The following is a 23,140-nucleotide window of genomic DNA, read 5'->3' as shown; positions in this document are numbered from 1 at the left end:
ATACCCTTTTTTGCCAGGAGCTTGTTATGCAGGCCGAAATCCTACTTACACTGAAACTTCAGCAAAAACTGTTTGCCGATCCCCGCCGCATTTCTCTGCTTAAGCACATTGCGCTTTCCGGCTCCATCAGTCAGGGCGCGAAGGATGCAGGTATCAGTTATAAAAGCGCCTGGGACGCGATTAACGAAATGAACCAGCTGAGTGAGCAGACACTGGTAGAGCGCGCCACCGGTGGCAAAGGCGGCGGCGGTGCAGTGTTAACCCGCTACGGCCAGCGCCTGATTCAGTTATACGATCTGCTGGCGCAAATTCAGCAAAAAGCCTTCGATGTCCTGAGCGATGACGATGCGGTTCCACTGAATAGCTTGCTGGCGGCCATCTCCCGCTTCTCACTGCAAACCAGTGCGCGTAACCAATGGTTTGGCACCATCACCGCACGCGACCACGACCAGGTGCAACAGCATGTTGACGTCCTGCTGGCCGATGGCGAAACCCGGCTGAAAGTCGCGATTACCGCGCAAAGCGGTGAACGTCTGGGGCTTGATGAAGGCAAAGAAGTCTTGATCCTGTTGAAAGCACCGTGGGTGGGGATCACCCAGGATGATGCTATTGCTCAGGCCGCCGATAACCAATTGCAAGGCACCATCAGCCATATTGAACGCGGGAGCGAGCAGTGTGAAGTGTTAATGACCTTGCCGGATGGACAAACACTGTGCGCCACCGTGCCGACTGACGATGCGCTATCACTGCAAGAAGGCGCGAATGTCACTGCCTATTTCAACGCGGATAGAGTGATTATCGCCACACTGTGCTAAATCTTTAAGCCCGCTTCGCCTGATGGCGCTGCGCTTATCAGGCCCACGTTCAGGCCGGATAAGGTACCCGCGCTGCCATCCGGCAACAAACTGCATTGACATTCCCGCCCGGACAAAGTATCCCTGTCATTCATCGCTGCAAAAAATGGGATGCAAAATGTCATCGTTGCAAATTTCGCAAGGCACGTTTCGTCTGAGTGATACCAAAACGCTTCAGCTGAATTCGTTGACGTTAAACGCGGGTGATAGCTGGGCGTTTGTGGGGTCTAACGGCAGCGGAAAATCCGCACTGGCGCGTGCGCTCGCCGGAGAATTGCCGTTACTAAAAGGCGAACGCCACAGCCAGTTCACGCGTATAACCCGTCTCTCCTTTGAGCAGCTACAAAAGCTGGTCAGCGACGAATGGCAGCGTAACAACACCGATCTTCTGAGCCCAGGTGAAGACGATACCGGGCGCACCACCGCGGAAATTATTCAGGATGAGGTCAGCGACCCTGCTCGCTGTGCCGCCCTGGCGCAGCAGTTTGGTATTACCTCACTGCTCAGCAGACGTTTCAAATATCTTTCCACTGGCGAAACGCGGAAAACTCTGCTCTGTCAGGCACTGATGTCTGAACCCGATTTACTGATCCTTGATGAACCCTTTGACGGGCTGGATGTGGCTTCACGTCACCAGTTGGCAGAGCTGCTCGCAGCGTTACATCTGGCCGGTTTTACGTTAGTGCTGGTGCTAAACCGCTTTGATGAGATCCCCGATTTTGTGCAATATGCTGGCGTACTCGCCGATTGCACATTGACAGAAACCGGTGAAAAAACGGGTCTTCTGCAACAAGCGTTAATCGCCCAACTTGCGCATAGTGAACGGCTTGATGGTATTACCCTCCCCGAACCGGATGAACCTTCCGTACGCCGCATATTGTCTGAGAACGAACCGCGGATTATGCTCAACGACGGGGTCGTTTCCTATAACGATCGCCCTATTCTTCATCATCTGAGCTGGCGGGTAAACCCAGGGGAACACTGGCAGATTGTCGGTCCCAACGGGGCGGGAAAATCAACGCTACTCAGTTTAATTACCGGCGATCATCCGCAGGGCTATAGCAATGATTTGACGCTGTTTGGCCGTCGTCGGGGTAGCGGCGAAACTATCTGGGATATTAAAAAGCACATTGGCTACGTCAGCAGCAGCCTGCATCTGGATTACCGGGTGAGCACCACGGTGCGTAACGTCATTCTCTCAGGCTACTTCGATTCAATCGGTATTTATCAGGCCGTATCAGACAGACAACACAAGCTGGTGCAACAGTGGCTGGATATTCTGGGAATGGATAAGCGCACTGCTGACGCCCCTTTCCACAGCCTTTCCTGGGGGCAGCAGCGCCTGGCGCTGATCGTCCGCGCGTTAGTGAAACACCCTACGCTATTGATCCTTGATGAACCCTTGCAAGGTCTGGACCCGCTAAACCGCCAGTTGATCCGCCGCTTCGTTGATGTTCTGATCGGTGAAGGCGAAACCCAATTGCTGTTTGTTTCTCACCATGCTGAAGATGCACCCGCCTGCATTACCCACCGACTGGAGTTCGTACCAGAAAACGATATCTACACCTATCGGCAATCATCCCTGCGTTAGTTTTCATACCTGGGCGCGTTAATGCGCCCTTTTTTAGGCCTGATTTTTCAGATAAAATCTGCAATCATTAAATAACATAATGATTTAAAATCAAAAAACACAGCTCAGGTGTTAAGAATTTGCTTGTGTAAACGATTCCACTAATTTATTCCATGTCACACTTTTCACAACTTTGTTATGCTATCTTCATTACATGATATAGGCATAACGGAGCGAATTATGAGAGTATTGGTTACAGGTGGTAGCGGTTACATTGGGAGCCACACTTGTGTGCAGTTGCTTAAGAATGGCCACGACGTCGTGATCCTTGATAACCTCTGCAACAGTAAGCGCAGCGTACTGCCCGTTATTGAGCGTTTAGGTGGAAAACATCCGACCTTCGTCGAAGGTGATATCCGTAACGAAGCGCTGATCACCGAAATCCTGCACGATCATGCCATCGATACGGTCATCCACTTTGCTGGTCTGAAGGCCGTCGGCGAATCCGTTGCTAAGCCGCTGGAGTACTATGACAACAACGTCAACGGCACTCTGCGTCTGGTCAATGCGATGCGCGCCGCCAACGTGAAAAACTTCATATTCAGCTCCTCCGCCACAGTCTATGGCGATCAGCCGCAAATTCCTTACGTTGAAAGCTTCCCGACCGGCACACCACAAAGTCCATACGGAAAAAGTAAGCTGATGGTCGAGCAGATCCTGACCGATCTGCAAAAAGCACAACCTGAGTGGAGCATTGCGTTGCTACGCTATTTCAATCCGGTTGGCGCACATCCATCAGGGGACATGGGCGAAGACCCGCAAGGCATCCCTAACAATCTGATGCCTTACATCGCGCAGGTTGCCGTGGGCCGCCGTGAGTCTCTGGCCATTTTTGGTAATGACTACCCTACCGAAGACGGTACCGGCGTTCGCGATTACATCCACGTGATGGATCTTGCCGACGGTCACGTTGTCGCCATGGAAAAACTGGCAGGCAAGCAAGGGGTACATATTTACAACCTTGGCGCTGGCGTTGGTAGCAGCGTACTGGATGTGGTAAACGCCTTCAGCAAAGCCTGCGGTAAACCAGTGAACTATCATTTTGCTCCGCGCCGCGACGGCGATCTGCCTGCCTACTGGGCTGATGCCAGCAAAGCAGACCGCGAACTTAACTGGCGCGTGACGCGTACACTGGATGAAATGGCACAAGATACCTGGCACTGGCAATCACGCCATCCACAGGGATATTCGGATTAAGGACACGTCATGACGCAATTCAACCCTGTCGATCATCCACACCGCCGATTTAACCCGCTCACCGGGCAGTGGATCCTCGTTTCGCCGCATCGTGCAAAACGTCCCTGGCAAGGGGCGCAGGAAACGCCATCTAAACAGGTTCTGCCCGCGCATGATCCGGACTGCTTCCTGTGTGCAGGCAATACACGCGTTACCGGCGATAAAAACCCCGATTACACGGGAACCTACGTTTTTACCAACGATTTTGCCGCGCTGATGTCTGATACCCCGGATGCTCCCGACAGCCATGATCCATTAATGCGTTGCCAGAGCGCACGCGGTACCAGCCGCGTGATCTGCTTCTCGCCCGATCACAGCAAAACACTGCCAGAGCTCAGCGTACCCGCGCTGACCGAAATCGTGAAAACGTGGCAGGAACAAACCACAGATTTAGGGAAAACCTATCCCTGGGTGCAGGTATTTGAAAACAAAGGTGCGGCGATGGGATGTTCAAACCCGCACCCGCACGGACAGATTTGGGCCAACAGTTTCCTGCCCAACGAAGTCGAACGTGAAGACCGTCTGCAAAAAGCGTACTTTGCCGAGCAGGGCACGCCAATGCTGCTGGATTATGTCCGGCGTGAACAGGCAGACGGCAGCCGTACGGTAGTAGAAACCGAACACTGGCTGGCAGTAGTGCCCTATTGGGCGGCATGGCCATTCGAAACACTGCTGCTGCCGAAAGCACATGTCCTGCGAATTACCGATTTGACCGACGAACAGCGAACTGACCTGGCGCTGGCGTTGAAAAAACTGACCAGTCGTTATGACAACCTGTTCCAGTGCTCTTTCCCCTACTCTATGGGCTGGCACGGCGCACCGTTTAACGGCGAAGAGAATGACCACTGGCAGTTGCACGCACACTTTTATCCACCTCTGCTGCGTTCCGCGACCGTACGTAAGTTTATGGTTGGTTACGAAATGCTGGCGGAGACCCAACGCGATCTGACAGCAGAACAAGCGGCAGACCGTTTGCGTGCGGTCAGCGACACCCATTTTCGCGAATCCGGAGTTTAAATAATGAGTCTGAAAGAAAAAACACAATCTCTGTTTGCTGAATCGTTTGGCTACCCTGCCACCCATACTATTCAGGCACCCGGTCGTGTAAACCTGATCGGCGAACACACTGATTATAATGACGGCTTCGTCCTGCCGTGCGCCATCGACTATCAAACGGTTATCAGTTGTGCCCCCCGCGATGATCGCACCGTTCGTGTGATTGCGGCGGATTACGACAATCAGATAGATGAATTCTCTCTTGATGCGCCGATTATCGCCCACGAAACCCAGCAGTGGTCAAACTACGTGCGCGGCGTCGTGAAGCATCTACAAAAGCGCAATAACGCCTTTGGCGGCGCGGATCTGGTGATCAGCGGCAATGTGCCGCAAGGTGCGGGCTTAAGCTCTTCTGCCTCGCTGGAAGTGGCCGTAGGTACTGTGTTCCAACAGCTTTATCACATGCCACTCGACGGCGCACAGATTGCCCTGAATGGCCAGGAAGCGGAAAACCAGTTTGTCGGCTGCAACTGCGGCATTATGGACCAACTCATCTCTGCACTGGGCAAGAAAGACCATGCGCTACTGATCGACTGCCGTACGCTGGGCACCAAAGCTGTTTCCATGCCGGAAGGTGTGGCGGTAGTGATCATCAACAGCAACTTTAAACGTACATTGGTTGGCAGTGAGTACAACACCCGTCGCGAACAGTGTGAAACCGGTGCGCGCTTCTTCCAACAACCCGCGCTGCGTGATGTCAGCCTTGAGGCCTTTAACGCGGTCGCACATGAACTGGATCCCATCGTTGCCAAACGTGTTCGCCATGTGATCACAGAAAACGCCCGCACGGTTGAAGCCGCAGCGGCTCTGGAGAAAGGCGATCTGCAACGTATGGGCCAGCTGATGGCTGAATCTCACGTTTCAATGCGCGATGACTTCGAAATCACCGTGCCACAAATTGATACGCTGGTCGAGATTGTTAAAGCAACTATCGGCGATAAAGGCGGTGTACGTATGACCGGTGGCGGCTTCGGCGGCTGCATCGTGGCGTTGATCCCACAAGATTTGGTTCCTGCCGTACAGCAGGCTGTCGCTGAACAGTACGAAGCGAAAACCGGTATCAAGGAAACCTTTTACGTCTGCAAACCTTCACAAGGAGCCGGACAGTGCTAAACGAAATTCCCGTAATGGCGCCCGACGGCCAACCGTTTCGCCTGCTCACCCTGCGTAATGACGCGGGGATGGTAGTCACGCTGATGGATTGGGGCGCGACGCTGCTTTCTGCCCGTATCCCGCTTAGCGATGGTAGCGTGCGAGAAGCATTACTCGGCTGCGCCAGCCCGGAGCAATACCCACAACAGGCCGCATTTTTAGGCGCATCCATCGGCCGCTATGCTAACCGTATCGCAGACAGCCGTTATACCTATGCCGGTGAAACCGTTGCGTTACTGCCAAGCCAGGGTGACAACCAGTTGCATGGTGGGCCGGACGGTTTCGATAAACGCCGCTGGCAGATAGTGGATCAAAATGATCGTCAGGTGCTGTTTGCCTTAACCTCTGACGATGGCGACCAGGGTTTTCCGGGTCACCTCTGCGCCACCGCGCAATATCGCCTGACCGATGATAACCGTATTTCGATTACCTACCGTGCGACGGTGGATAAGCCCTGCCCGGTAAATTTGACGAATCACGTTTATTTCAATCTTGACGGCGACAAAACGGATATCCGTCAGCATACGTTGCAGATTCTGGCCGATACGTACCTGCCGGTTGATGAAATGGGTATCCCGCATGACGGACTGAAACCCGTGGCTGGCACCTCGTTCGATTTCCGGGCACCTAAACGCATCGACAGCGAATTTCTGGCCGATGACGATCAGCGCAAGGTGAAAGGTTACGACCACGCTTTCTTGTTGCAGGCGCAAGGCGATGCCCGCAAACCGGTCGCTATAGTTTGGTCCCAGGATGAAAAACTGCAAATGGAGGTATACACCTCTGCCCCGGCATTGCAGTTCTATTCCGGTAACTTCCTCGGCGGCACGCCCTCCCGTGGACCTGAAGTCTATGCCGACTGGCAAGGACTGGCGCTGGAAAGTGAATTTCTGCCTGACAGCCCAAATCATCCAGAATGGCCGCAACCAGATTGCTTTCTGCGACCGGGTGAAGAGTACACTAGCCTGACCGAATACCGGTTTATTCCTGCCTGACAGTTTACCGTGACGAGCTGATACCCGGCTCGTCATTTATCCCCTCTCGGGATCCGCTCAAAACCACACCACTCAAAGACAAAATCGCAACCTTGAGTTCGCAAGAACCTTACACTGCGCCGCTATTTTCGCTATGGTTATGCGTAAGCATTGCCGCTGGTGCATTACGGCAATATAATGATAATTATTATCATTCAATATGATTCATAGGAGTGAGTGTATGGCTGTAACTAAGCTGGTTCTGGTACGTCACGGTGAAAGTCAGTGGAACAACGAAAACCGTTTTACCGGTTGGTATGATGTTGACCTGTCTGAGAAAGGCGTGGGCGAAGCAAAGGCGGCAGGTAAACTGCTGAAAGAGGAAGGCTACAGCTTCGATTTTGCTTATACCTCTGTGCTGAAACGTGCCATCCACACCCTGTGGAATGTCCTGGACGAACTGGATCAGGCCTGGCTGCCCGTTGAGAAATCCTGGAAACTGAACGAACGTCATTACGGCGCGCTACAGGGGCTGAACAAAGCCGAAACCGCTGAGAAATACGGTGACGAGCAGGTTAAGCAATGGCGTCGTGGTTTTGCGGTAACCCCGCCGGAACTGACTAAAGATGACGAGCGCTATCCGGGTCAAGATCCGCGTTATGCCAAACTGACGGACAAAGAACTTCCGGTCACCGAAAGCCTGGCACTGACTATCGATCGCGTTATCCCTTACTGGAATGAAACCATTCTGCCGCGCATGAAAAGCGGTGAGCGCGTCATTATTGCCGCTCACGGTAACTCCCTGCGTGCGCTGGTGAAATACCTGGATAATATGGGTGAAGATGAAATTCTTGAACTGAACATCCCGACGGGTGTACCGCTGGTGTATGAGTTCGACGAAAACTTCAAGCCGATCAAACATTACTATCTGGGTAACGCTGACGAGATCGCAGCAAAAGCCGCAGCGGTAGCCAACCAGGGTAAAGCGAAGTAATTTTCATCCCGGTTCAAACGAAAAAAGCGTGGAATGCTCCACGCTTTTTTTATTGCCGGATGGCTGCGTTGCCTTATCCGGCCTACCGAGCGTAGCCCGGATAAGTTTTTTACCCGCGACGCGCTTTAACCGCATCCGCCAGCTGGCGCAGCACAGCATCGGTATCTTCCCAACCAATGCAGGCATCAGTGATGCTCTTGCCGTAGGTCAGCGGTTCACCGCTATCCGGGTTCTGATTACCTTCGACCAGATGGCTTTCGATCATCACACCAATAATGGCTTTCTCGCCGCCGGCAACCTGTCCACAAACATCGCTGGCTACATCCATCTGCTTTTTGAACTGCTTGCTGGAGTTGGCATGGCTAAAGTCGATCATCACCTGCGCAGACAGACCCGCTTTGACCAGACCTTCTTTTACGTCTGCGACGTGCTGAGCGCTGTAGTTTGGCTCTTTGCCACCACGCAGAATGATATGACAATCACCGTTACCACTGGTATTTACAATGGCGGAGTGACCCCATTTGGTCACGGACAGGAAGCAGTGTGGTGCGCCTGCGGCGTTAATGGCATCAATGGCAACTTTGATTGTGCCATCGGTACCGTTTTTAAAACCAACCGGACAGGAAAGACCAGACGCCAGCTCACGGTGCACCTGAGACTCAGTGGTACGCGCGCCAATTGCGCCCCAGCTCATCAGATCCGCAAGATATTGCGGGGTGATCATATCCAGAAACTCACCCGCAGCCGGCAATCCGCTGTCGTTGATATCCAGCAGCAATTTACGTGCGATGCGCAGGCCATCGTTGATCTGGAAGCTGTTGTCCATATGTGGATCGTTGATAAGCCCTTTCCAGCCGACGGTGGTACGCGGTTTTTCAAAGTAAACGCGCATGACGATTTCAAGCTCGCCTTTCAACTCTTCGCGCAGCGCCAGAAGACGTGCGGCATACTCTTTAGCGGCAGCCGGATCATGAATTGAGCACGGTCCAATAACAACCAACAGGCGATCGTCATTCCCTTTCAGAATTTTATGAATCGCCTTACGGGCATGCGCAACCGTATTTGCGGCATTTTCAGTAGCGGGGAATTTTTCCAGCAGTGCAACCGGGGGTAATAACTCGTTGATCTCTTTAATGCGTAAATCGTCGTTCTGATAATTCATGATTATTCCAGCGTAGCCATACTTATATAAATGAATGCAATCCCCCCAATCTATATCTTCAGTCATAAAGTGTAAACGGGGTTTTACAGTACGAACCGTGTTATCCCGGGATTAAGCAAAAAAACGCAAGAATGTAGCGAATAGTGAGATCCAGACCGCAAATCCCAACTGTAATTGCGGCTTTTATTATTATTTTCAAAATTCTGTGCTGACTATCGATACACATCGTGGATCTTTACCCACTGTACGGTAAGGCAACACCCACTATTTACGTGGCTGATAAAGGGAGAATAGAAGCTCTCCTTTTTAATTTTATCCCCCCAAAAACGGTATGATGTCATACAGTAAAGATGAGAATAACAAAGGGATGGCACAATGGCGCACTCACATACTCATACTTCCCCCGACCAGCCAAAAGATAATAATGCCCGTCGACTGCTGTTCGCCTTCTGCATTACAGCGGGGTTCATGCTGGTCGAAGTGGTAGGAGGGATACTTTCAGGCTCGCTGGCGCTGCTGGCGGATGCCGGACATATGCTCACTGATGCCGCAGCGCTGCTTTTTGCTCTGCTGGCCGTTCAATTTGCCCGTCGACCGCCGACCATCCGACACACTTTCGGCTGGCTGAGGCTCACGACGCTGGCCGCATTTGTGAACGCTATTGCATTGGTGGTGATCACGATTTTAATCGTCTGGGAAGCGATTGAGCGCTTCCATACGCCCCGTCCGGTCGCCGGCGGGATGATGATGGTCATCGCCGTTGCGGGTTTACTGGCTAACGTCCTCGCCTTCTGGGTTTTACATCGCGGCAGCGAAGAGAAAAACCTCAACGTTCGTGCTGCAGCACTGCATGTTATGGGCGATTTACTGGGCTCGGTCGGCGCGATCATTGCAGCACTGATCATTATCTGGACGGGCTGGACCCCTGCGGACCCTATTCTCTCTATTCTGGTTTCTGTTCTGGTGTTGCGTAGCGCCTGGCGCTTACTGAAAGACAGTGTGAATGAATTACTCGAGGGCGCGCCCCATGCGCTGGATATCGCCGCTCTACAGCGACATCTCAGCCGGGATATCCCCGAGGTTCGCAATGTACACCATGTTCACGTCTGGATGGTGGGTGAAAAACCGGTCATGACGCTGCATGTTCAGGTCGTCCCGCCGCACGATCACGATGCGTTGCTGGAACGCATTCAGCACTTTCTTATTCATCACTATCAGATTGAACACGCGACGATTCAGATGGAATATCAACCATGTAATGGGCCAGACTGTCACCTGTATGAGGGACTGTCCGGCCATTCACATCACCATCACTAATGGGAAAACGCGCGTGAACCACGTTCGCGCGCGCTGTTAATCCACATCCTGCTGCCGTTCAACGCGATCACAGTCAGAATCATGTATTCCAGCGACATGGCATACACCCCTTGCAGGGCAAAGATCACTACGCTGATGATGTTAATGATCACCCACAATAGCCAGTTCTCGACGTATTTGCGCGTCATCAGGATCATCGCCACAATCGATAGCACCATCATGCAGGAATCCCAAAACGGGAACGCATCCGGTTGCAATTCAGGTAATGCAACCTGTAATCCCAGTCCTTGCATGATAGTCACCGCAATACGGGTGAGAAACGCAAACACCGGGTCGATGTACACTGTCATCAGACCAATTGCCACCACACAAGCCGCCAGCCAGCCCAACGCTTTTGGCAACGGCAGCCAGCGAATTTTAAGTTCAGCCTCATGCTGGCTGGTTTGCCGGGACCAGGCGTACCAGCCATAGATATTGGCGGCAAAAAAGAACACCTGCAGCAACAAGCTGGCGTAAAGTTGGATCTGAAAGAAGATAATCGCAAACAGCGTGACGTTTATCAGACCAAAGAAGTAATTACTGATTTTCTCCATACTGGCGAGGCCAATACACAGTAACCCGGCGATAGTCCCCACCGCTTCAATCCACGACAGATCGTACCCGCCTGCACCGATTGGAATATGTACCAGAATGTTCTGCGTGCTAAAAAAATCCATCTTTTCCCCCAGAGCGAAACGCCGTAATTAAGCTCGTAGTGTAGCCGCAAATTCCAGCATGCGGTTTAACGGCAGCAATGCGCCTTCTCGCAGTGCGGCATCAACATGTATCTCATGAGCCACACCACCCTGCTCAAGTCCCTCAGCAATCGCTTTAAGGCCGTTCATTGCCATCCACGGACAGTGCGCACAGCTACGACACGTTGCACCTTCACCCGCTGTCGGGGCTTCAAGCAGCTCTTTATCCGGAACAGCTTGCTGCATTTTGTAAAAAATACCCCGATCGGTCGCCACAATCAGTTGCTTGTGCGGTAACGATTTAGCGGCGCTGATTAGCTGGCTGGTTGATCCCACCGCATCAGCCATATCAACGATAGACTGGGGAGATTCAGGGTGCACAAGTACGGCAGCGTCAGGGTACAGCCCTTTCATGCGTGTTAATGCCTGGGTTTTAAATTCATCATGAACGATACAGGCACCCTGCCAGCAGAGAACATCCGCCCCGGTCTGTTTTTGTACGTAATTACCCAGGTGCTTGTCAGGAGCCCAAATGATTTTTTCCCCCAAGCTATCAAGGTGTTCAATCAGTTCGACGGCAATGCTGGACGTCACGACCCAGTCCGCACGTGCTTTAACGGCGGCTGAAGTGTTGGCGTAAACCACGACAGTGCGATCCGGATGCGCATCGCAAAATGCGCTAAACGACTCAATCGGGCACCCCAGATCTAGTGAGCATTCAGCCTGTAAGGTTGGCATCAGTATGGTTTTTTCCGGGCTCAGAATTTTGGCTGTTTCGCCCATAAACCGGACTCCCGCAACCAGCAACGTAGAGGCAGGATGTTTTGATCCGAACCGCGCCATCTCCAGCGAGTCAGAGATACAGCCTCCGGTTTCTTCGGCCAACTGCTGTATTTCAGGATCGGTGTAATAGTGCGCAACCATGACGGCATCACGCTCTTTCAGCAGACGTTTAATTTTCTCTCGATAAAATTGCTTTTCATCCACACTCAACGGCGCAGGTTTTGGCGGAAACGGGTAGATTGCTGCTTCAGGATCAAACATCACGCTCATCTTGCTTTCTCGTTTTACTGGCTTAACGAAATAACCGAGTAGAAGCGTGACATACGCTATATTCGGTTAGAATTGTTTTGTATGCTAAACAAGATAGCGGATTGGTGTCGAAAAGTCACAAGAATTGCGAGTGATGAATGCCGGATGGCGACTGGCGTCTTATCCGGCCTACATGAGTCGTGCCGTCAGCAGCCCTGATAAGCGAAGCGCATCAGGCAAGCAGATTAGAATCTTATAAATCGCAAATAGCAAAAAGGCACCGCCAGCGCCCTCTTTTACACTGGTGGGGCGTGCAGGATGACTCGCTTCGCTCGCCCTCCGGGCCGTCGCCGTAAACGGCTCCGTTGTCTCACTACGTTCGACCCGAACCTGCTGCAGGTTCGAATCGTTAATTCTGTGCATAGCAAAAAGGCGCCTTTAGGGCGCCTTTTTACACTGGTGGGGCGTGCAGGATTCGAACCTGCGACCAATTGATTAAAAGTCAACTGCTCTACCAACTGAGCTAACGCCCCCATATGGGGTTTACTGCTTCAATTATTCAGGATGGTGGGTCGTGCAGGATTCGAACCTGCGACCAATTGATTAAAAGTCAACTGCTCTACCAACTGAGCTAACGACCCGCTCGGATGTCACCTGAAAAATTTTTTACTCGACACCAATATAAGAATTGGTGGGGCGTGCAGGATGACTCGACTTCGTCTCGCCCTAGCGGGCCGTTGCTAAAGCAACGTTATCCTTCACGTTTAACATCTGAGTACGATGTTAAAGTTGGTGGGGCGTGCAGGATTCGAACCTGCGACCAATTGATTAAAAGTCAACTGCTCTACCAACTGAGCTAACGCCCCGAGTGGTGGGTGATGACGGGATCGAACCGCCGACCCCCTCCTTGTAAGGGAGGTGCTCTCCCAGCTGAGCTAATCACCCGTTACTGCGCTGGATACTGCATTAAATGGTGGGTCGTGCAGGATTCGAACCTGCGACCAATTGATTAAAAGTCAACTGCTCTACCAACTGAGCTAACGACCCACTTTTGCGCTGCTTTTGGTTTGTTTGATATCCCTTGGCAACGGCGGCATATATTACTGATTTCAGATTTTAGCGCAACAAAAATTTCGATGTAAATAACTCAACTGCTTAGGAATCACACGACGCGACCAGAAATAACACGATTTCTGGTCGCATGGTGTGCATTACATCGCGCCAAGACGTTTTTGCGCTTGTTTCGCGCCATCAGTACCAGGGTATTTAGTGATAACCTGCTGATAAACGGCTTTCGCTTTTGCTGTGTCACCTTTGTCCTGCATGATGACGCCGACTTTATACATCGCGTCTGCAGCCTTCGGTGATTTGGGGAAGTTTTTAACTACGGATGCAAAATAGAACGCTGCATCATCTTTTTTACCCTTGTTGTAATTCAACTGACCGAGCCAGTAATTCGCATTTGGCAGGTAAGTAGAATCCGGGTACTTTTTGATGAAGTTCTGAAATGCAACGATCGCATCATCCTGACGGGATTTATCCTGTACCAGAGCGATTGCCGCATTGTAATCAGTATTCGCATCGCCAGTTTGCGCCGGAGCGCCTGACGAGGCTGCAGCACCCGCATCGGGTGCTGGGGTTGCCGCCCCACTCTGATCACCAGCCGCAGATTGCGCCGCAGGCGCGCTACCGCTGCCGAGATTATTCATCTGCAGCAATATCTGTTTTTGGCGTTCAACAACCTGATTCAGCTGGTACTGACTTTCCTGAATTTGACCACGCAGGGCATCAATATCGGACTGATTATCGGAGAGTTGTTGCTGGAGTTGGGTTAAAAGCTGACTGTGAGCGTTAGAAATACGCTCGAGTTGAGTGACGCGGTCTTCGACCGAGCCAGAGCCGACACTACTGATTGGCGCCTGAGCAAAAGCGGCCCAGGGGGCCGCTATGCCAACCAGTAACGACAGACTCAACAGGTGATGTCTGAAGTTACTGCTCATGCAATTCTCTTAGTAAACCAGTACGGCGCGACGGTTTTTGGCGTAAGCCGCTTCGTCATGACCCAGTACTGCAGGTTTTTCTTTACCGTAAGAAACGATGGAGATCTGGTCCGCAGAAACGCCTTTACCCTGCAGGTACATCTTAACGGCGTTAGCACGACGTTCACCCAGGGAGATGTTGTACTCAGGAGTACCACGTTCGTCCGCATGACCTTCTACGGTGACTTTGTAAGACGGGTTGCTACGCAGGAAGTTAGCGTGCGCATCCAGCATTGCAGCGAAGTCAGAACGGATATCGTACTTATCCAGATCGAAGTAAACGATGTTGTTCTGCTGCAGCTGTTGCATCTGCAGACGCGCTTGCTCTTCGGAGGACATGTTGCCGCTACCGTTTGCATCCATACCAGTGCCGGCACCCAGCATGCCTTCGCTGCCGTCATTGCTGGCGTTCTTGTTAGAAGAACATGCCGCAATAGCCATAACAGGCAGAGCAATCATCAGCCCTTTCAGCACTTTGTTCAGTTGCATTTCAATGATTCCTTTATTAATCAATTATTTATTATCACAGATACGGCGACCAGGCAGGGAATTTAACCTGTCCATCAGTTGCCGGAAGACGCGCTTTGAAACGCCCATCTGTAGAAACCAAATTCAGCACGGATCCCATCCCCTGAGAAGAGCTGTAGATTACCATAGTGCCGTTAGGTGCCAGACTTGGCGTTTCGTCCAGGAACGTTGACGACAGAACTTGTACGCCACCCGCTACCAGATCTTGTTTGGCAATGTGCTGCTGACCGTTCGCCGAGCTTACCATTACCATAAACTTACCGTCGCTGCTGACATCAGCATCCTGGTTTTGCGAACCTTCCCAGGTAATACGCTGCGGAGCACCGCCGTTGACGTTAACTTTATACACCTGCGGACGACCGGCCTGGTCAGACGTAAAGGCCAGGTTTTGGCTGTCCGGGAACCAGGTAGGTTCCGTGTTGTTGCTACGACCATCAGTGACCTGACGGATCTGACCGGAACCGATGTCCATAACGTACAGGTTCAGGCTACCGGTTTTAGACAAGGCAAACGCCAGTTTGCTGCCATCCGGAGAAAACGCAGGTGCACCATTGTGACGCGGGAACGAAGCAACCTGACGCACTGCGCCGTTGGACAACGTCTGAATAACCAGCGCTGAACGACCGCTTTCGAAGGTAACGTAGGCCAGTTTAGAACCGTCCGGAGACCACGCCGGAGACATCAACGGCTGCGGAGAGCGGTGAACGACAAACTGGTTGTAACCATCGTAGTCAGACACACGTAATTCGTACGGGAACTGACCACCGTTCGTCTGAACAACATACGCGATACGGGTACGGAATGCGCCCTTAATACCGGTCAGTTTTTCAAATACTTCGTCACTTGCAGTATGCCCCGCATAACGCAGCCACTGCTTGTTCACTTTATAGGTGTTCTGTGCCAGTACGGTACCTGGTGCGCCACCGGTATCAACCAGTTGATATGCAACGCTATAGGAACCATCCGGGTTTGGCGTAACCTGGCCTACCACGACGGCATCAATACCCAGAGCGGACCATGCAGCAGGCTGAACTTCAGCTGCAGTCCCCGGCTGCTGAGGCAGACGAGATCTGTCTAGTGGGTTAAATTTACCGCTGTTACGCAGGTCAGCACCTACGATACCACCGATATCTTCAGGTGCAGCGCCCGGCCCTGCCCACTGGAACGGGACAACACCAATCGGGCGTGCCGAGTCTACCCCTTGGGTGATCTCGATACGTACTTCTGCATGCAGCACTGCTGCCCACAGCATCAGAAAACCAAATGCTACTCGTAATGCCTGCTTCATCATATCTCCCTTATCTGGACGGAACGCCCACGATAATTTAGCAGAATGTTAACAAACTCAAATACACAAAACTACCAGTTAAACTATGCTCTATTGCGGAATAAATTTCACAACAAGCTGATTATTTTTAACTGCATTATAGACCGCATCATTTGGAGGCTTAGGTAAGCTAGCTAGTCTTGCCGCAGTCTTAGCTGCCGAACATAAAGCCTCGTCCCCCCCTTCAGATGTGATACCAATCAGCGAGCCATCAGGATTTAAATTCAATCTAAGAACACACTGCTTTCCGATGTATGACTTATAGTCATGGAAATTCCTAGATATTGCCCCCGTAATTTGGCTTGCATACCCATTAAGTTCCGCGCCAGTTGCCGCCCCAGCTGCAGAGGAGTTGCCTGAATTAGAACCACTCCCTTTTGATGGGTTCCCCGATTTCGGCGCATTCTTACCGGAGCTTAAGTCACCGAATAATTCGTCAACCCCCGAAGCGGCAGCCGCTTTTTCGGCGGCGGCTTTTTTCGCGGCGGCGGCTTTATCGGCTGCTGCTTTCTTATCGGCGGCGGCTTTCTCTGCAGCAGCTTTTTTATCTGCAGCGGCTTTCTCGGCGGCGGCTTTCTTCTCTGCAGCCGCTTTTTCAGCAGCGGCAGCTTTCGCGGCAGCCGCTTTTTCGGCAGCAGCAGCGGCTTTCTCAGCGGCAGCTTTTTCAGCCGCAGCTTGTTTAGCGGCTTCAGCCTGGGCTTTCTTCGCGGCGTCTGCGGCAGCCTTAGCGGCTTGTGCTTCGGCAACTTTCTTCGCATCAGCGGCGGCTTTAGCAGCTTCAGCTTCAGCTTTTTTCTGGGCATCAGCAGCGGCTTTCTTCGCAGCATCTGCCGCTTGTTTCGCCTGAGCATCTGCTTTGGCTTTCGCGTCTGCTGCAGCCTTCGCCGCAGCTTCTTCAGCCTGCTTCTGTTGCTCCTGTGCTTTCGCCGCAGCGGCTTCAGCCTGTTTCTGCTGTTCCGCCTGCTCGCGCACTTTTTCCTGCGCCGCTAAACGTTCTTTCTCCAGCTGTTTCAGACGCTCTTGCTCTGCCGCCTGCTTCTCACGAAGCTCCTCGGCCTGCTGCTGCGCCTGTTTCTCACGCTGTTCTTCTGCACGTTTCGCACTTGCCTGCTGTTGCTGCTGCCTGTCGTACTGTTGAACAACAGCACCAGGATCGACCATAACGGCGTCGATGGACGAGCCACCACCACCGCCGGCTGAAGCATCAATGTGCTCATCGAACGAACTCCAGATCAGTGCCGCAAATAAAATGACATGCAGCACCGCTGAAATAATTATCGCCCTTTTGAGCTTGTCGTTTTGTTCGGTTGCCTTTGACACTCTCGGTTCCCAAAAAACTGTTCGCCTGTTACGCGCTATCTTTCAAGCCAGGAATACGCAGACATCAGATTGGCTGCGTCATTAAGCCAACCGATTTCACGCCTGCACTGTGTAACAAGTTCAGCGCTTTAATTATTTCATCATAAGGCACGTCTTTCGCACCACCGATTAAAAAGACCGTTTTCGGGTTGGCCTGCAGACGGCTCTTCGCTTCCGCGATAACCTGCTCTGGTGGTAGTTGATCCATCCTGTCTTTTTCAACCACCACGCTGTATTGTCCAACACCGGAAACTTCAATAATGACCGGAGGTTCGTCGTTGCTACTGACGGCTTGCGACTCAGTCGCATCCGGCAGGTCGACTTCCACGCTCTGTGTAATGATTGGCGCTGTTGCCATAAAGATCAGCAGCAGGACCAGCAGTACGTCGAGCAACGGTACAATATTGATTTCGGACTTGAGTTCGCGACGACCTCGTCCACGCGTTCTGGCCATGGTTTACCCCTTGTTGCTCTCGCTAACGGTAAACGCCTGGCGGTGCAGAATCGCGGTGAACTCTTCCATAAAGTTGTCGTAATTCAGTTCCAGCTTGTTCACGCGCTGATTCAGTCGGTTGTAAGCCATAACCGCCGGGATTGCCGCAAACAGGCCAATGGCTGTTGCAATCAACGCTTCCGCGATACCCGGTGCAACCATTTGCAGGGTTGCCTGTTTTACCGCGCCCAGCGCGATAAATGCGTGCATGATCCCCCAAACGGTACCGAACAGACCAATGTATGGGCTGATGGAGCCGACGGTTCCCAGGAACGGAATATGCGTTTCCAGCGTTTCCAGTTCGCGGTTCATAGAGATACGCATCGCACGGGATGCCCCCTCAACAACCGCTTCCGGCGCGTGGCTATTTGCCCGATGCAGGCGCGCAAATTCTTTGAATCCACTGTAGAAAATTTGTTCCGAACCGGCCAGATTATCCCGGCGCCCCTGGCTTTCCTGGTACAAACGCGATAATTCGATACCAGACCAAAACTTATCTTCAAACGCTTCTGCTTCACGTGAGGCGGCATTCAAAATACGGGTCCGCTGGATGATAATGGCCCAGGATGCGATTGAGAAACCAATCAAAATCAACATGATAAGTTTAACCAGAAGGCTTGCCTTCAGGAACAAATCAAGGATATTCATGTCAGTCACTGCTTAAACTCCGCGACAATAGACTTGGGAAGCGCACGAGGCTTCATTTTGAGTGGATCAACGCAAACAATCAGAACTTCGGCTTCATTCAGCACGACGTTCTCTGCGTTGACAATGCGTTGCGTGAAAACCAATGAGGTGCCACGCATTGACGTAATTTCGGTTTGGACTTCGAGCATATCGTCGAGCCGGGCTGGCGCAAAATATTCCAGGATCATCTTGCGCACCACAAAGGCTACACGTTCTGCCAACAGCACCTGCTGACTGAAGTGATGATGACGCAGCATCTCTGTGCGTGCTCGCTCATAAAAAGCAACATAGCTGGCGTGGTAAACCACCCCACCGGCATCGGTGTCTTCATAATAGACACGAACCGGCCATCGAAATATATACTTATTCATTCTTACTGCCTCTTTGTTGGCTTCGTCCACTCACACCAGTCGCTTATCTTTGTAAACGCCTGGTGACTCGCGTTCTTGCCGCCGCGATGCATCAAGAATGTCGTTGTATATCGCGCTGTCTTCACTGTACATCCCGGTAGTGCTTTCAAACTTCGCTACTATACGCGCGGGAATGATGCTTTGGAATGGGGGAAAGTAAACGGAGAGTAAAAAATTATGGGCTTATGCAAGCCCATAAATATTTAAGGATGTTTCTTATTCAAAAGAAGAAGAAAATCAGACCAACAACGAGGACGATATCTGCGATAAGCGGGCAGAAGATGCCCTGCCAGTGCACCGCACGAGGACGAAATCCAACGCCATGAATGATGCCAGTGCAGACCGCCCACATCAGCAGGAAGCCATGCCAGATCTCAAGCTCACTGGTTTTGGCCGCGAAACGTGACGGATCCCAGAATATGCAACCAGCCAACACGATTGCCAGCACAAAGGAAAGCGCCCGCAAGGGGCGCTTATCCATCGCGTTGTATACCATCGCGATAATGTTGGTCATCAACTTTCTTCTTGTCCGGCTTTGCCTGATTCAACGTGCTCAAGCGCCAGTGCTGTGATTATCCCAAATGCACAGGCAAGAAGCGTTCCCAAAATCCATGCGAAATACCACATTTTTAGCTCCTTACTTAGTACAGAGAGTGGGTGTTGCTTTCAATATCTTCTTTAGTGATGCGACCGAACATCTTCCAGTAACACCAGCTGGTGTAGAGCAGAATAATCGGTACAAACACCGCCGCAACCCAGGTCATTAGGTTCAATGTTCTCTGGCTGGAGGTGGCATCCCACATAGTCAGACTTGCGTTCATCATGGTGCTGGACGGCATCACAAACGGGAACATTGCGATACCGGCAGTCAGGATGATGCAGGCTAACGTCAGTGAGGAGAAGATGAACGCCCAGGCCCCTTTCTCCATACGAGAAGTCAGAATGGTCAGCAGCGGCAGAACCACGCCCAACGCCGGAACCAGCCACAGGATAGGTGCATTGTTAAAGTTCACCATCCAGGCGCCTGCTTCACGCACCACTTCTTTGGTCATCGGGTTAGAGGCCGCGTGGTGATCCAGTGCGGAAGTCACAACATAACCATCAATCCCGTAAATAACCCAAACACCGGCCAGTGCGAAGCAAACCAGAGTCACCAGCGCCGCAACCTGTGAGGTGGTACGAGCACGCAGGTGTAGTTCACCTACGGTACGCATCTGCAGATAGGTTGCGCCCTGAGTGATGATCATCCCTACGCTCACAATCCCTGCCAGCAGACCAAACGGATTCAGCAACTGGAAGAAGTTACCGGTGTAGTACAAACGCATGTACTCATCCATGTGGAACGGAACACCTTGCAGCAGGTTGCCAAACGCAACGCCGATAACCAGCGGCGGAACGAAGCTACCAATGAAGATGCCCCAGTCCCACATGTTGCGCCAGCGCATATCTTCAATCTTGGAGCGGTAATCGAAACCGACCGGACGGAAGAACAATGACGCCAGTACCAGGATCATCGCCACGTAGAAACCGGAGAACGCAGCAGCGTACACCATCGGCCACGCAGCGAACAATGCGCCACCCGCGGTGATAAGCCATACCTGGTTACCGTCCCAGTGCGGGGCGATGGAGTTAATCATAATTCGACGCTCGGTATCATTACGACCGAGGAAACGGGTGAGCATGCCCACCCCCATGTCGAAGCCATCAGTGACCGCAAAACCAATCAGCAGAATGCCAACCAGCAGCCACCAGATAAAACGCAATACTTCATAATCGATCATTTGACGACTCCTGTCTTAGCGTGCCGGCTGAGTAGTCACAGTAGACTGCTCGTAGTGATAACGACCGGTTTTCAGGCTACTCGGCCCAAGGCGTGCGAACTTGAACATCAGGTACAGTTCAGCCACCAGGAACAGGGTATACAGGCCGCAAATCAACAGCATCGAGAAGATGAGATCACCCGCAGTCAGCGAAGAGTTCGCCACGGCTGTCGGTAACACTTCACCTATCGCCCACGGTTGACGGCCATATTCTGCGACAAACCAGCCAGATTCAATGGCAATCCACGGCAGCGGAATAGCATACAGCGCTGTGCGCAGCAGCCATTTTTTCTCGCCGATACGATTACGAATCACGGTCCAGAAGGACACAGCAATGATAGCCAGCATCAGGATGCCGCACGCCACCATAATACGGAATGCGAAGTACAGCGGCGCAACACGAGGAATAGAGTCTTTCGTGGCTTGCTGGATTTGCGCTTCAGTCGCATCAGTCACTTTATCTGTATAACGTTTCAGCAGCAGACCATATCCCAGATCTTTCTTCATGCTGTTGAACTGGTCGCGAACAGCCTGATCGGTAGAGCCTGCGCGCAGTTCTTCCAGCAGCTGATACGCTTTCATCCCGTTACGGATACGCTCTTCGTGCTGCACCATCAGATCTTTCAGACCAATGACCGGTGTATCAACAGAGCGGGTAGCGATGATGCCCAACGCATAAGGAATTTGAATCGCAAAATGGTTTTCCTGCGCATCCTGGTCCGGAATACCGAACAGCGTAAAGGATGCCGGTGCAGGTTGGGTTTCCCACTCGGCTTCAATAGCAGCAAGTTTGGTTTTCTGCACGTCGCCCATTTCGTAACCAGATTCATCACCCAGAACGATAACAGACAGAATGGCAGCCATACCAAAGCTGGCAGCGATAGCAAAAGAACGTTTAGCAAACGCGAAGTCACGGCCGCGCAGCATATAGTAGGAGCTGATACCCAGAACGAACATCGCGCCACAAACATAACCAGAAGCCACAGTGTGAACAAATTTCACCTGAGCAACCGGGTTGAGCACCAGTTCAGAGAAGCTCAGCATCTCCATACGCATGGTTTCAAAGTTGAAATCCGCAGCGATTGGGTTTTGCATCCAGCCGTTCGCAACCAGAATCCACAGTGCGGACAGGTTAGAACCCAGCGCCACCAGCCAGGTGACACACATATGCTGGACTTTACCCAAACGGTCCCAGCCGAAGAAGAACAGACCTACAAAGGTGGATTCGAGGAAGAAGGCCATCAAACCTTCAATCGCCAGCGGCGCACCGAAAATATCCCCGACATAGTGGGAATAGTAAGACCAGTTAGTCCCGAACTGGAACTCCATGGTCAGACCGGTTGCCACACCCAGAGCGAAGTTGATACCAAACAACTTGCCCCAGAACTTGGTCATATCTTTATAAATCTGTTTGCCGGAAAGGACGTAGACCGTTTCCATGATGGCCAACAAGAACGCCATACCGAGCGTCAGTGGCACAAACAGGAAGTGGTACATCGCGGTCAAGGCAAACTGTAAGCGCGACAGTTCGACTATATCTAACATCATGACTCCTTGCTCATCGCATGAAGACTCCGAGAGTGAACCCCGTTAGAAAGGGTCACACGCATGCCCCAATACAAATTTATTTGCTTCCTTCCCCCGCTGCTCTTTCTTCTCATTTGAAGAAAGGACAATGATGAAAAGTTACAAACATGTTAATAAAACACTCAAATTGATCCCGCAATTATATTACGCCGTAAAATCCTTACAATAAACAGGTTTTTATCGAGGTAAATTTGCATTTTTCGATAGTGATCAATTTATAGCTAATTTATCACTTTCAGACCAATTTGATCTGCAGCAATTTAACCTCATTTGGTGATGTTTACCAAGTTTTAAACATTGATTTAAATCAATTTTCAATTTTAATGTTAATAGTGTTTATCGCTAGTGCGACTAGTGAACACCATGTTAACGATATGTTTTTCAATGAGTAATTGCCGTTACTACAAATGATAGGATATTTATTTAAATCTACACGATCTTTTAACCAGTCGGCGGGACAAAATTATGGACAGATAAAGAGTCACTATTGCTGGGTAGCTCACAGTTTTTTGTTTAGCAAGTCCTGTAATCATTATTTAATACAAATTATTCATTTTAATTTTACTTATAATTAACACCGCGATGTAACTATCTCAACTGAAAGCGAAGCGGCAAACATTGACCGGTGCCCTGAGGCTTGGCGATCGCCCCGCAGAGACCCACCGTTTCGCTTAAAACATCACTATAAGTTATCACTCCCGCCACAACATCACCTCTACGCCAAAGAATAACTATATTACGAACAATTC

General features: G+C 51.5%; 22 protein-coding genes, 5 tRNA genes and 1 other RNA gene. 8 read left to right on the top strand and 20 right to left on the bottom strand.

Features of this window, described 5'->3' with window-relative positions; translation table 11 throughout:
* Positions 1-26: 26 nt before the first annotated feature.
* The 7 genes from modE to gpmA all read left to right on the top strand — a co-directional run bounded on the left by modE (position 27) and on the right by gpmA (position 7,896).
* Entirely contained in the window at positions 27-815 is a 789-nt protein-coding gene (gene modE / locus NNN64_RS09680; protein WP_137384363.1) for a molybdenum-dependent transcriptional regulator, read from the top strand.
* Positions 816-972: 157 nt separating this feature from the next.
* Positions 973-2,445: a molybdate ABC transporter ATP-binding protein ModF gene (gene modF, locus NNN64_RS09675; protein ID WP_271441234.1), complete on the top strand. Its 1,473-nt coding sequence runs from the start codon at positions 973-975 to the stop codon at positions 2,443-2,445.
* A gap of 219 nt (positions 2,446-2,664) precedes the next feature.
* A complete protein-coding gene (gene galE, locus NNN64_RS09670) occupies positions 2,665-3,681 on the top strand; it encodes a UDP-glucose 4-epimerase GalE (RefSeq protein ID WP_040232497.1) in 1,017 nt (338 codons plus the stop codon).
* A 9-nt stretch (positions 3,682-3,690) separates the two neighbouring features.
* Positions 3,691-4,737, top strand: a complete 1,047-nt coding sequence (gene galT / locus NNN64_RS09665) for a galactose-1-phosphate uridylyltransferase (RefSeq protein ID WP_271441233.1) — start codon at positions 3,691-3,693, stop codon at positions 4,735-4,737.
* A gap of 3 nt (positions 4,738-4,740) precedes the next feature.
* Positions 4,741-5,889, top strand: coding sequence for a galactokinase (gene galK / locus NNN64_RS09660; RefSeq protein WP_271441232.1), 1,149 nt, complete (start codon positions 4,741-4,743; stop codon positions 5,887-5,889).
* Positions 5,883-6,923, top strand: a complete 1,041-nt coding sequence (gene galM, locus NNN64_RS09655) for a galactose-1-epimerase (RefSeq protein WP_271441231.1) — start codon at positions 5,883-5,885, stop codon at positions 6,921-6,923. Before galK ends, galM begins: the two co-directional genes overlap by 7 nt.
* 220 nt (positions 6,924-7,143) lie before the next feature.
* Entirely contained in the window at positions 7,144-7,896 is a 753-nt protein-coding gene (gene gpmA / locus NNN64_RS09650) for a 2,3-diphosphoglycerate-dependent phosphoglycerate mutase (protein ID WP_271441230.1), read from the top strand.
* 109 nt (positions 7,897-8,005) lie between these two features.
* On the opposite strand, the gene aroG is transcribed toward gpmA, so the two are convergent.
* Positions 8,006-9,058 carry a 3-deoxy-7-phosphoheptulonate synthase AroG gene (gene aroG, locus NNN64_RS09645; protein WP_271441229.1) on the bottom strand — a complete coding sequence of 351 codons (1,053 nt, stop codon included), beginning with the start codon at positions 9,056-9,058 and terminating at the stop codon, positions 8,006-8,008.
* Between the two features lie 375 nt (positions 9,059-9,433).
* On the opposite strand from aroG, the gene zitB reads away from it, so the two are divergent.
* Complete coding sequence (gene zitB, locus NNN64_RS09640; protein WP_271441228.1) at positions 9,434-10,375, top strand: CDF family zinc transporter ZitB; 942 nt, start codon at positions 9,434-9,436, stop codon at positions 10,373-10,375.
* Here the strand turns inward: zitB and pnuC are convergent.
* From pnuC to cydA, 19 genes are all read right to left on the bottom strand, one after another.
* Positions 10,372-11,091 (bottom strand): nicotinamide riboside transporter PnuC, encoded by a 720-nt coding sequence (gene pnuC / locus NNN64_RS09635; protein WP_137383136.1) that lies wholly within the window; start codon positions 11,089-11,091, stop codon positions 10,372-10,374. The genes zitB and pnuC overlap by 4 nt on opposite strands.
* Positions 11,092-11,118: 27 nt before the next feature.
* Positions 11,119-12,162 (bottom strand): quinolinate synthase NadA, encoded by a 1,044-nt coding sequence (gene nadA, locus NNN64_RS09630; RefSeq protein ID WP_271441227.1) that lies wholly within the window; start codon positions 12,160-12,162, stop codon positions 11,119-11,121.
* Between the two features lie 281 nt (positions 12,163-12,443).
* Positions 12,444-12,576, bottom strand: a non-coding RNA gene (locus tag NNN64_RS09625) — RtT sRNA.
* 22 nt (positions 12,577-12,598) lie between these two features.
* Positions 12,599-12,674: transfer RNA gene (locus NNN64_RS09620), tRNA-Lys, on the bottom strand.
* Between the two features lie 32 nt (positions 12,675-12,706).
* A tRNA-Lys gene (locus tag NNN64_RS09615) sits at positions 12,707-12,782 on the bottom strand.
* Between the two features lie 149 nt (positions 12,783-12,931).
* Positions 12,932-13,007: transfer RNA gene (locus NNN64_RS09610), tRNA-Lys, on the bottom strand.
* 3 nt (positions 13,008-13,010) lie between these two features.
* A tRNA-Val gene (locus NNN64_RS09605) sits at positions 13,011-13,086 on the bottom strand.
* Positions 13,087-13,112: 26 nt separating this feature from the next.
* Positions 13,113-13,188, bottom strand: a tRNA-Lys gene (locus NNN64_RS09600).
* Between the two features lie 164 nt (positions 13,189-13,352).
* Positions 13,353-14,141 carry a cell division protein CpoB gene (gene cpoB / locus NNN64_RS09595; protein WP_048212240.1) on the bottom strand — a complete coding sequence of 263 codons (789 nt, stop codon included), beginning with the start codon at positions 14,139-14,141 and terminating at the stop codon, positions 13,353-13,355.
* 9 nt (positions 14,142-14,150) lie between these two features.
* Positions 14,151-14,669, bottom strand: a complete 519-nt coding sequence (pal, locus tag NNN64_RS09590; protein WP_003022983.1) for a peptidoglycan-associated lipoprotein Pal — start codon at positions 14,667-14,669, stop codon at positions 14,151-14,153.
* A gap of 34 nt (positions 14,670-14,703) precedes the next feature.
* Positions 14,704-15,996 (bottom strand): Tol-Pal system beta propeller repeat protein TolB, encoded by a 1,293-nt coding sequence (gene tolB / locus NNN64_RS09585; protein WP_038638949.1) that lies wholly within the window; start codon positions 15,994-15,996, stop codon positions 14,704-14,706.
* A gap of 90 nt (positions 15,997-16,086) precedes the next feature.
* The gene (gene tolA, locus NNN64_RS09580) at positions 16,087-17,355 is read right to left on the bottom strand and encodes a cell envelope integrity protein TolA (RefSeq protein WP_271441226.1); all 1,269 of its coding nucleotides are present in this window, start codon (positions 17,353-17,355) and stop codon (positions 16,087-16,089) included.
* Positions 17,356-17,419: 64 nt separating this feature from the next.
* The gene (gene tolR, locus NNN64_RS09575; RefSeq protein ID WP_137381327.1) at positions 17,420-17,848 is read right to left on the bottom strand and encodes a colicin uptake protein TolR; all 429 of its coding nucleotides are present in this window, start codon (positions 17,846-17,848) and stop codon (positions 17,420-17,422) included.
* Between the two features lie 3 nt (positions 17,849-17,851).
* A complete protein-coding gene (gene tolQ / locus NNN64_RS09570; protein WP_003022976.1) occupies positions 17,852-18,544 on the bottom strand; it encodes a Tol-Pal system protein TolQ in 693 nt (230 codons plus the stop codon).
* On the bottom strand, positions 18,541-18,945 hold the full coding sequence (gene ybgC, locus NNN64_RS09565) for a tol-pal system-associated acyl-CoA thioesterase (protein ID WP_271441225.1): 405 nt from the start codon (positions 18,943-18,945) through the stop codon (positions 18,541-18,543). The genes tolQ and ybgC overlap by 4 nt, the downstream gene beginning before the upstream one ends.
* 259 nt (positions 18,946-19,204) lie before the next feature.
* Positions 19,205-19,498, bottom strand: a complete 294-nt coding sequence (gene ybgE, locus NNN64_RS09560) for a cyd operon protein YbgE (protein ID WP_149335058.1) — start codon at positions 19,496-19,498, stop codon at positions 19,205-19,207.
* Positions 19,498-19,611, bottom strand: a complete 114-nt coding sequence (gene cydX, locus NNN64_RS09555; RefSeq protein ID WP_061381940.1) for a cytochrome bd-I oxidase subunit CydX — start codon at positions 19,609-19,611, stop codon at positions 19,498-19,500. The genes ybgE and cydX overlap by 1 nt, the downstream gene beginning before the upstream one ends.
* Positions 19,612-19,625: 14 nt before the next feature.
* Positions 19,626-20,765 (bottom strand): cytochrome d ubiquinol oxidase subunit II, encoded by a 1,140-nt coding sequence (gene cydB, locus NNN64_RS09550; RefSeq protein WP_271441224.1) that lies wholly within the window; start codon positions 20,763-20,765, stop codon positions 19,626-19,628.
* Between the two features lie 15 nt (positions 20,766-20,780).
* Positions 20,781-22,349, bottom strand: coding sequence for a cytochrome ubiquinol oxidase subunit I (gene cydA, locus NNN64_RS09545; RefSeq protein ID WP_137381347.1), 1,569 nt, complete (start codon positions 22,347-22,349; stop codon positions 20,781-20,783).
* Between the last annotated feature and the right edge of the window lie 791 nt (positions 22,350-23,140).

This window comes from Citrobacter sp. Igbk 14, assembly GCF_028069825.1.
Lineage (GTDB): Bacteria > Pseudomonadota > Gammaproteobacteria > Enterobacterales > Enterobacteriaceae > Citrobacter.
Note: the sequence above shows the minus strand (reverse complement) of the source record. Positions and strands in the feature narration are given on the sequence as shown.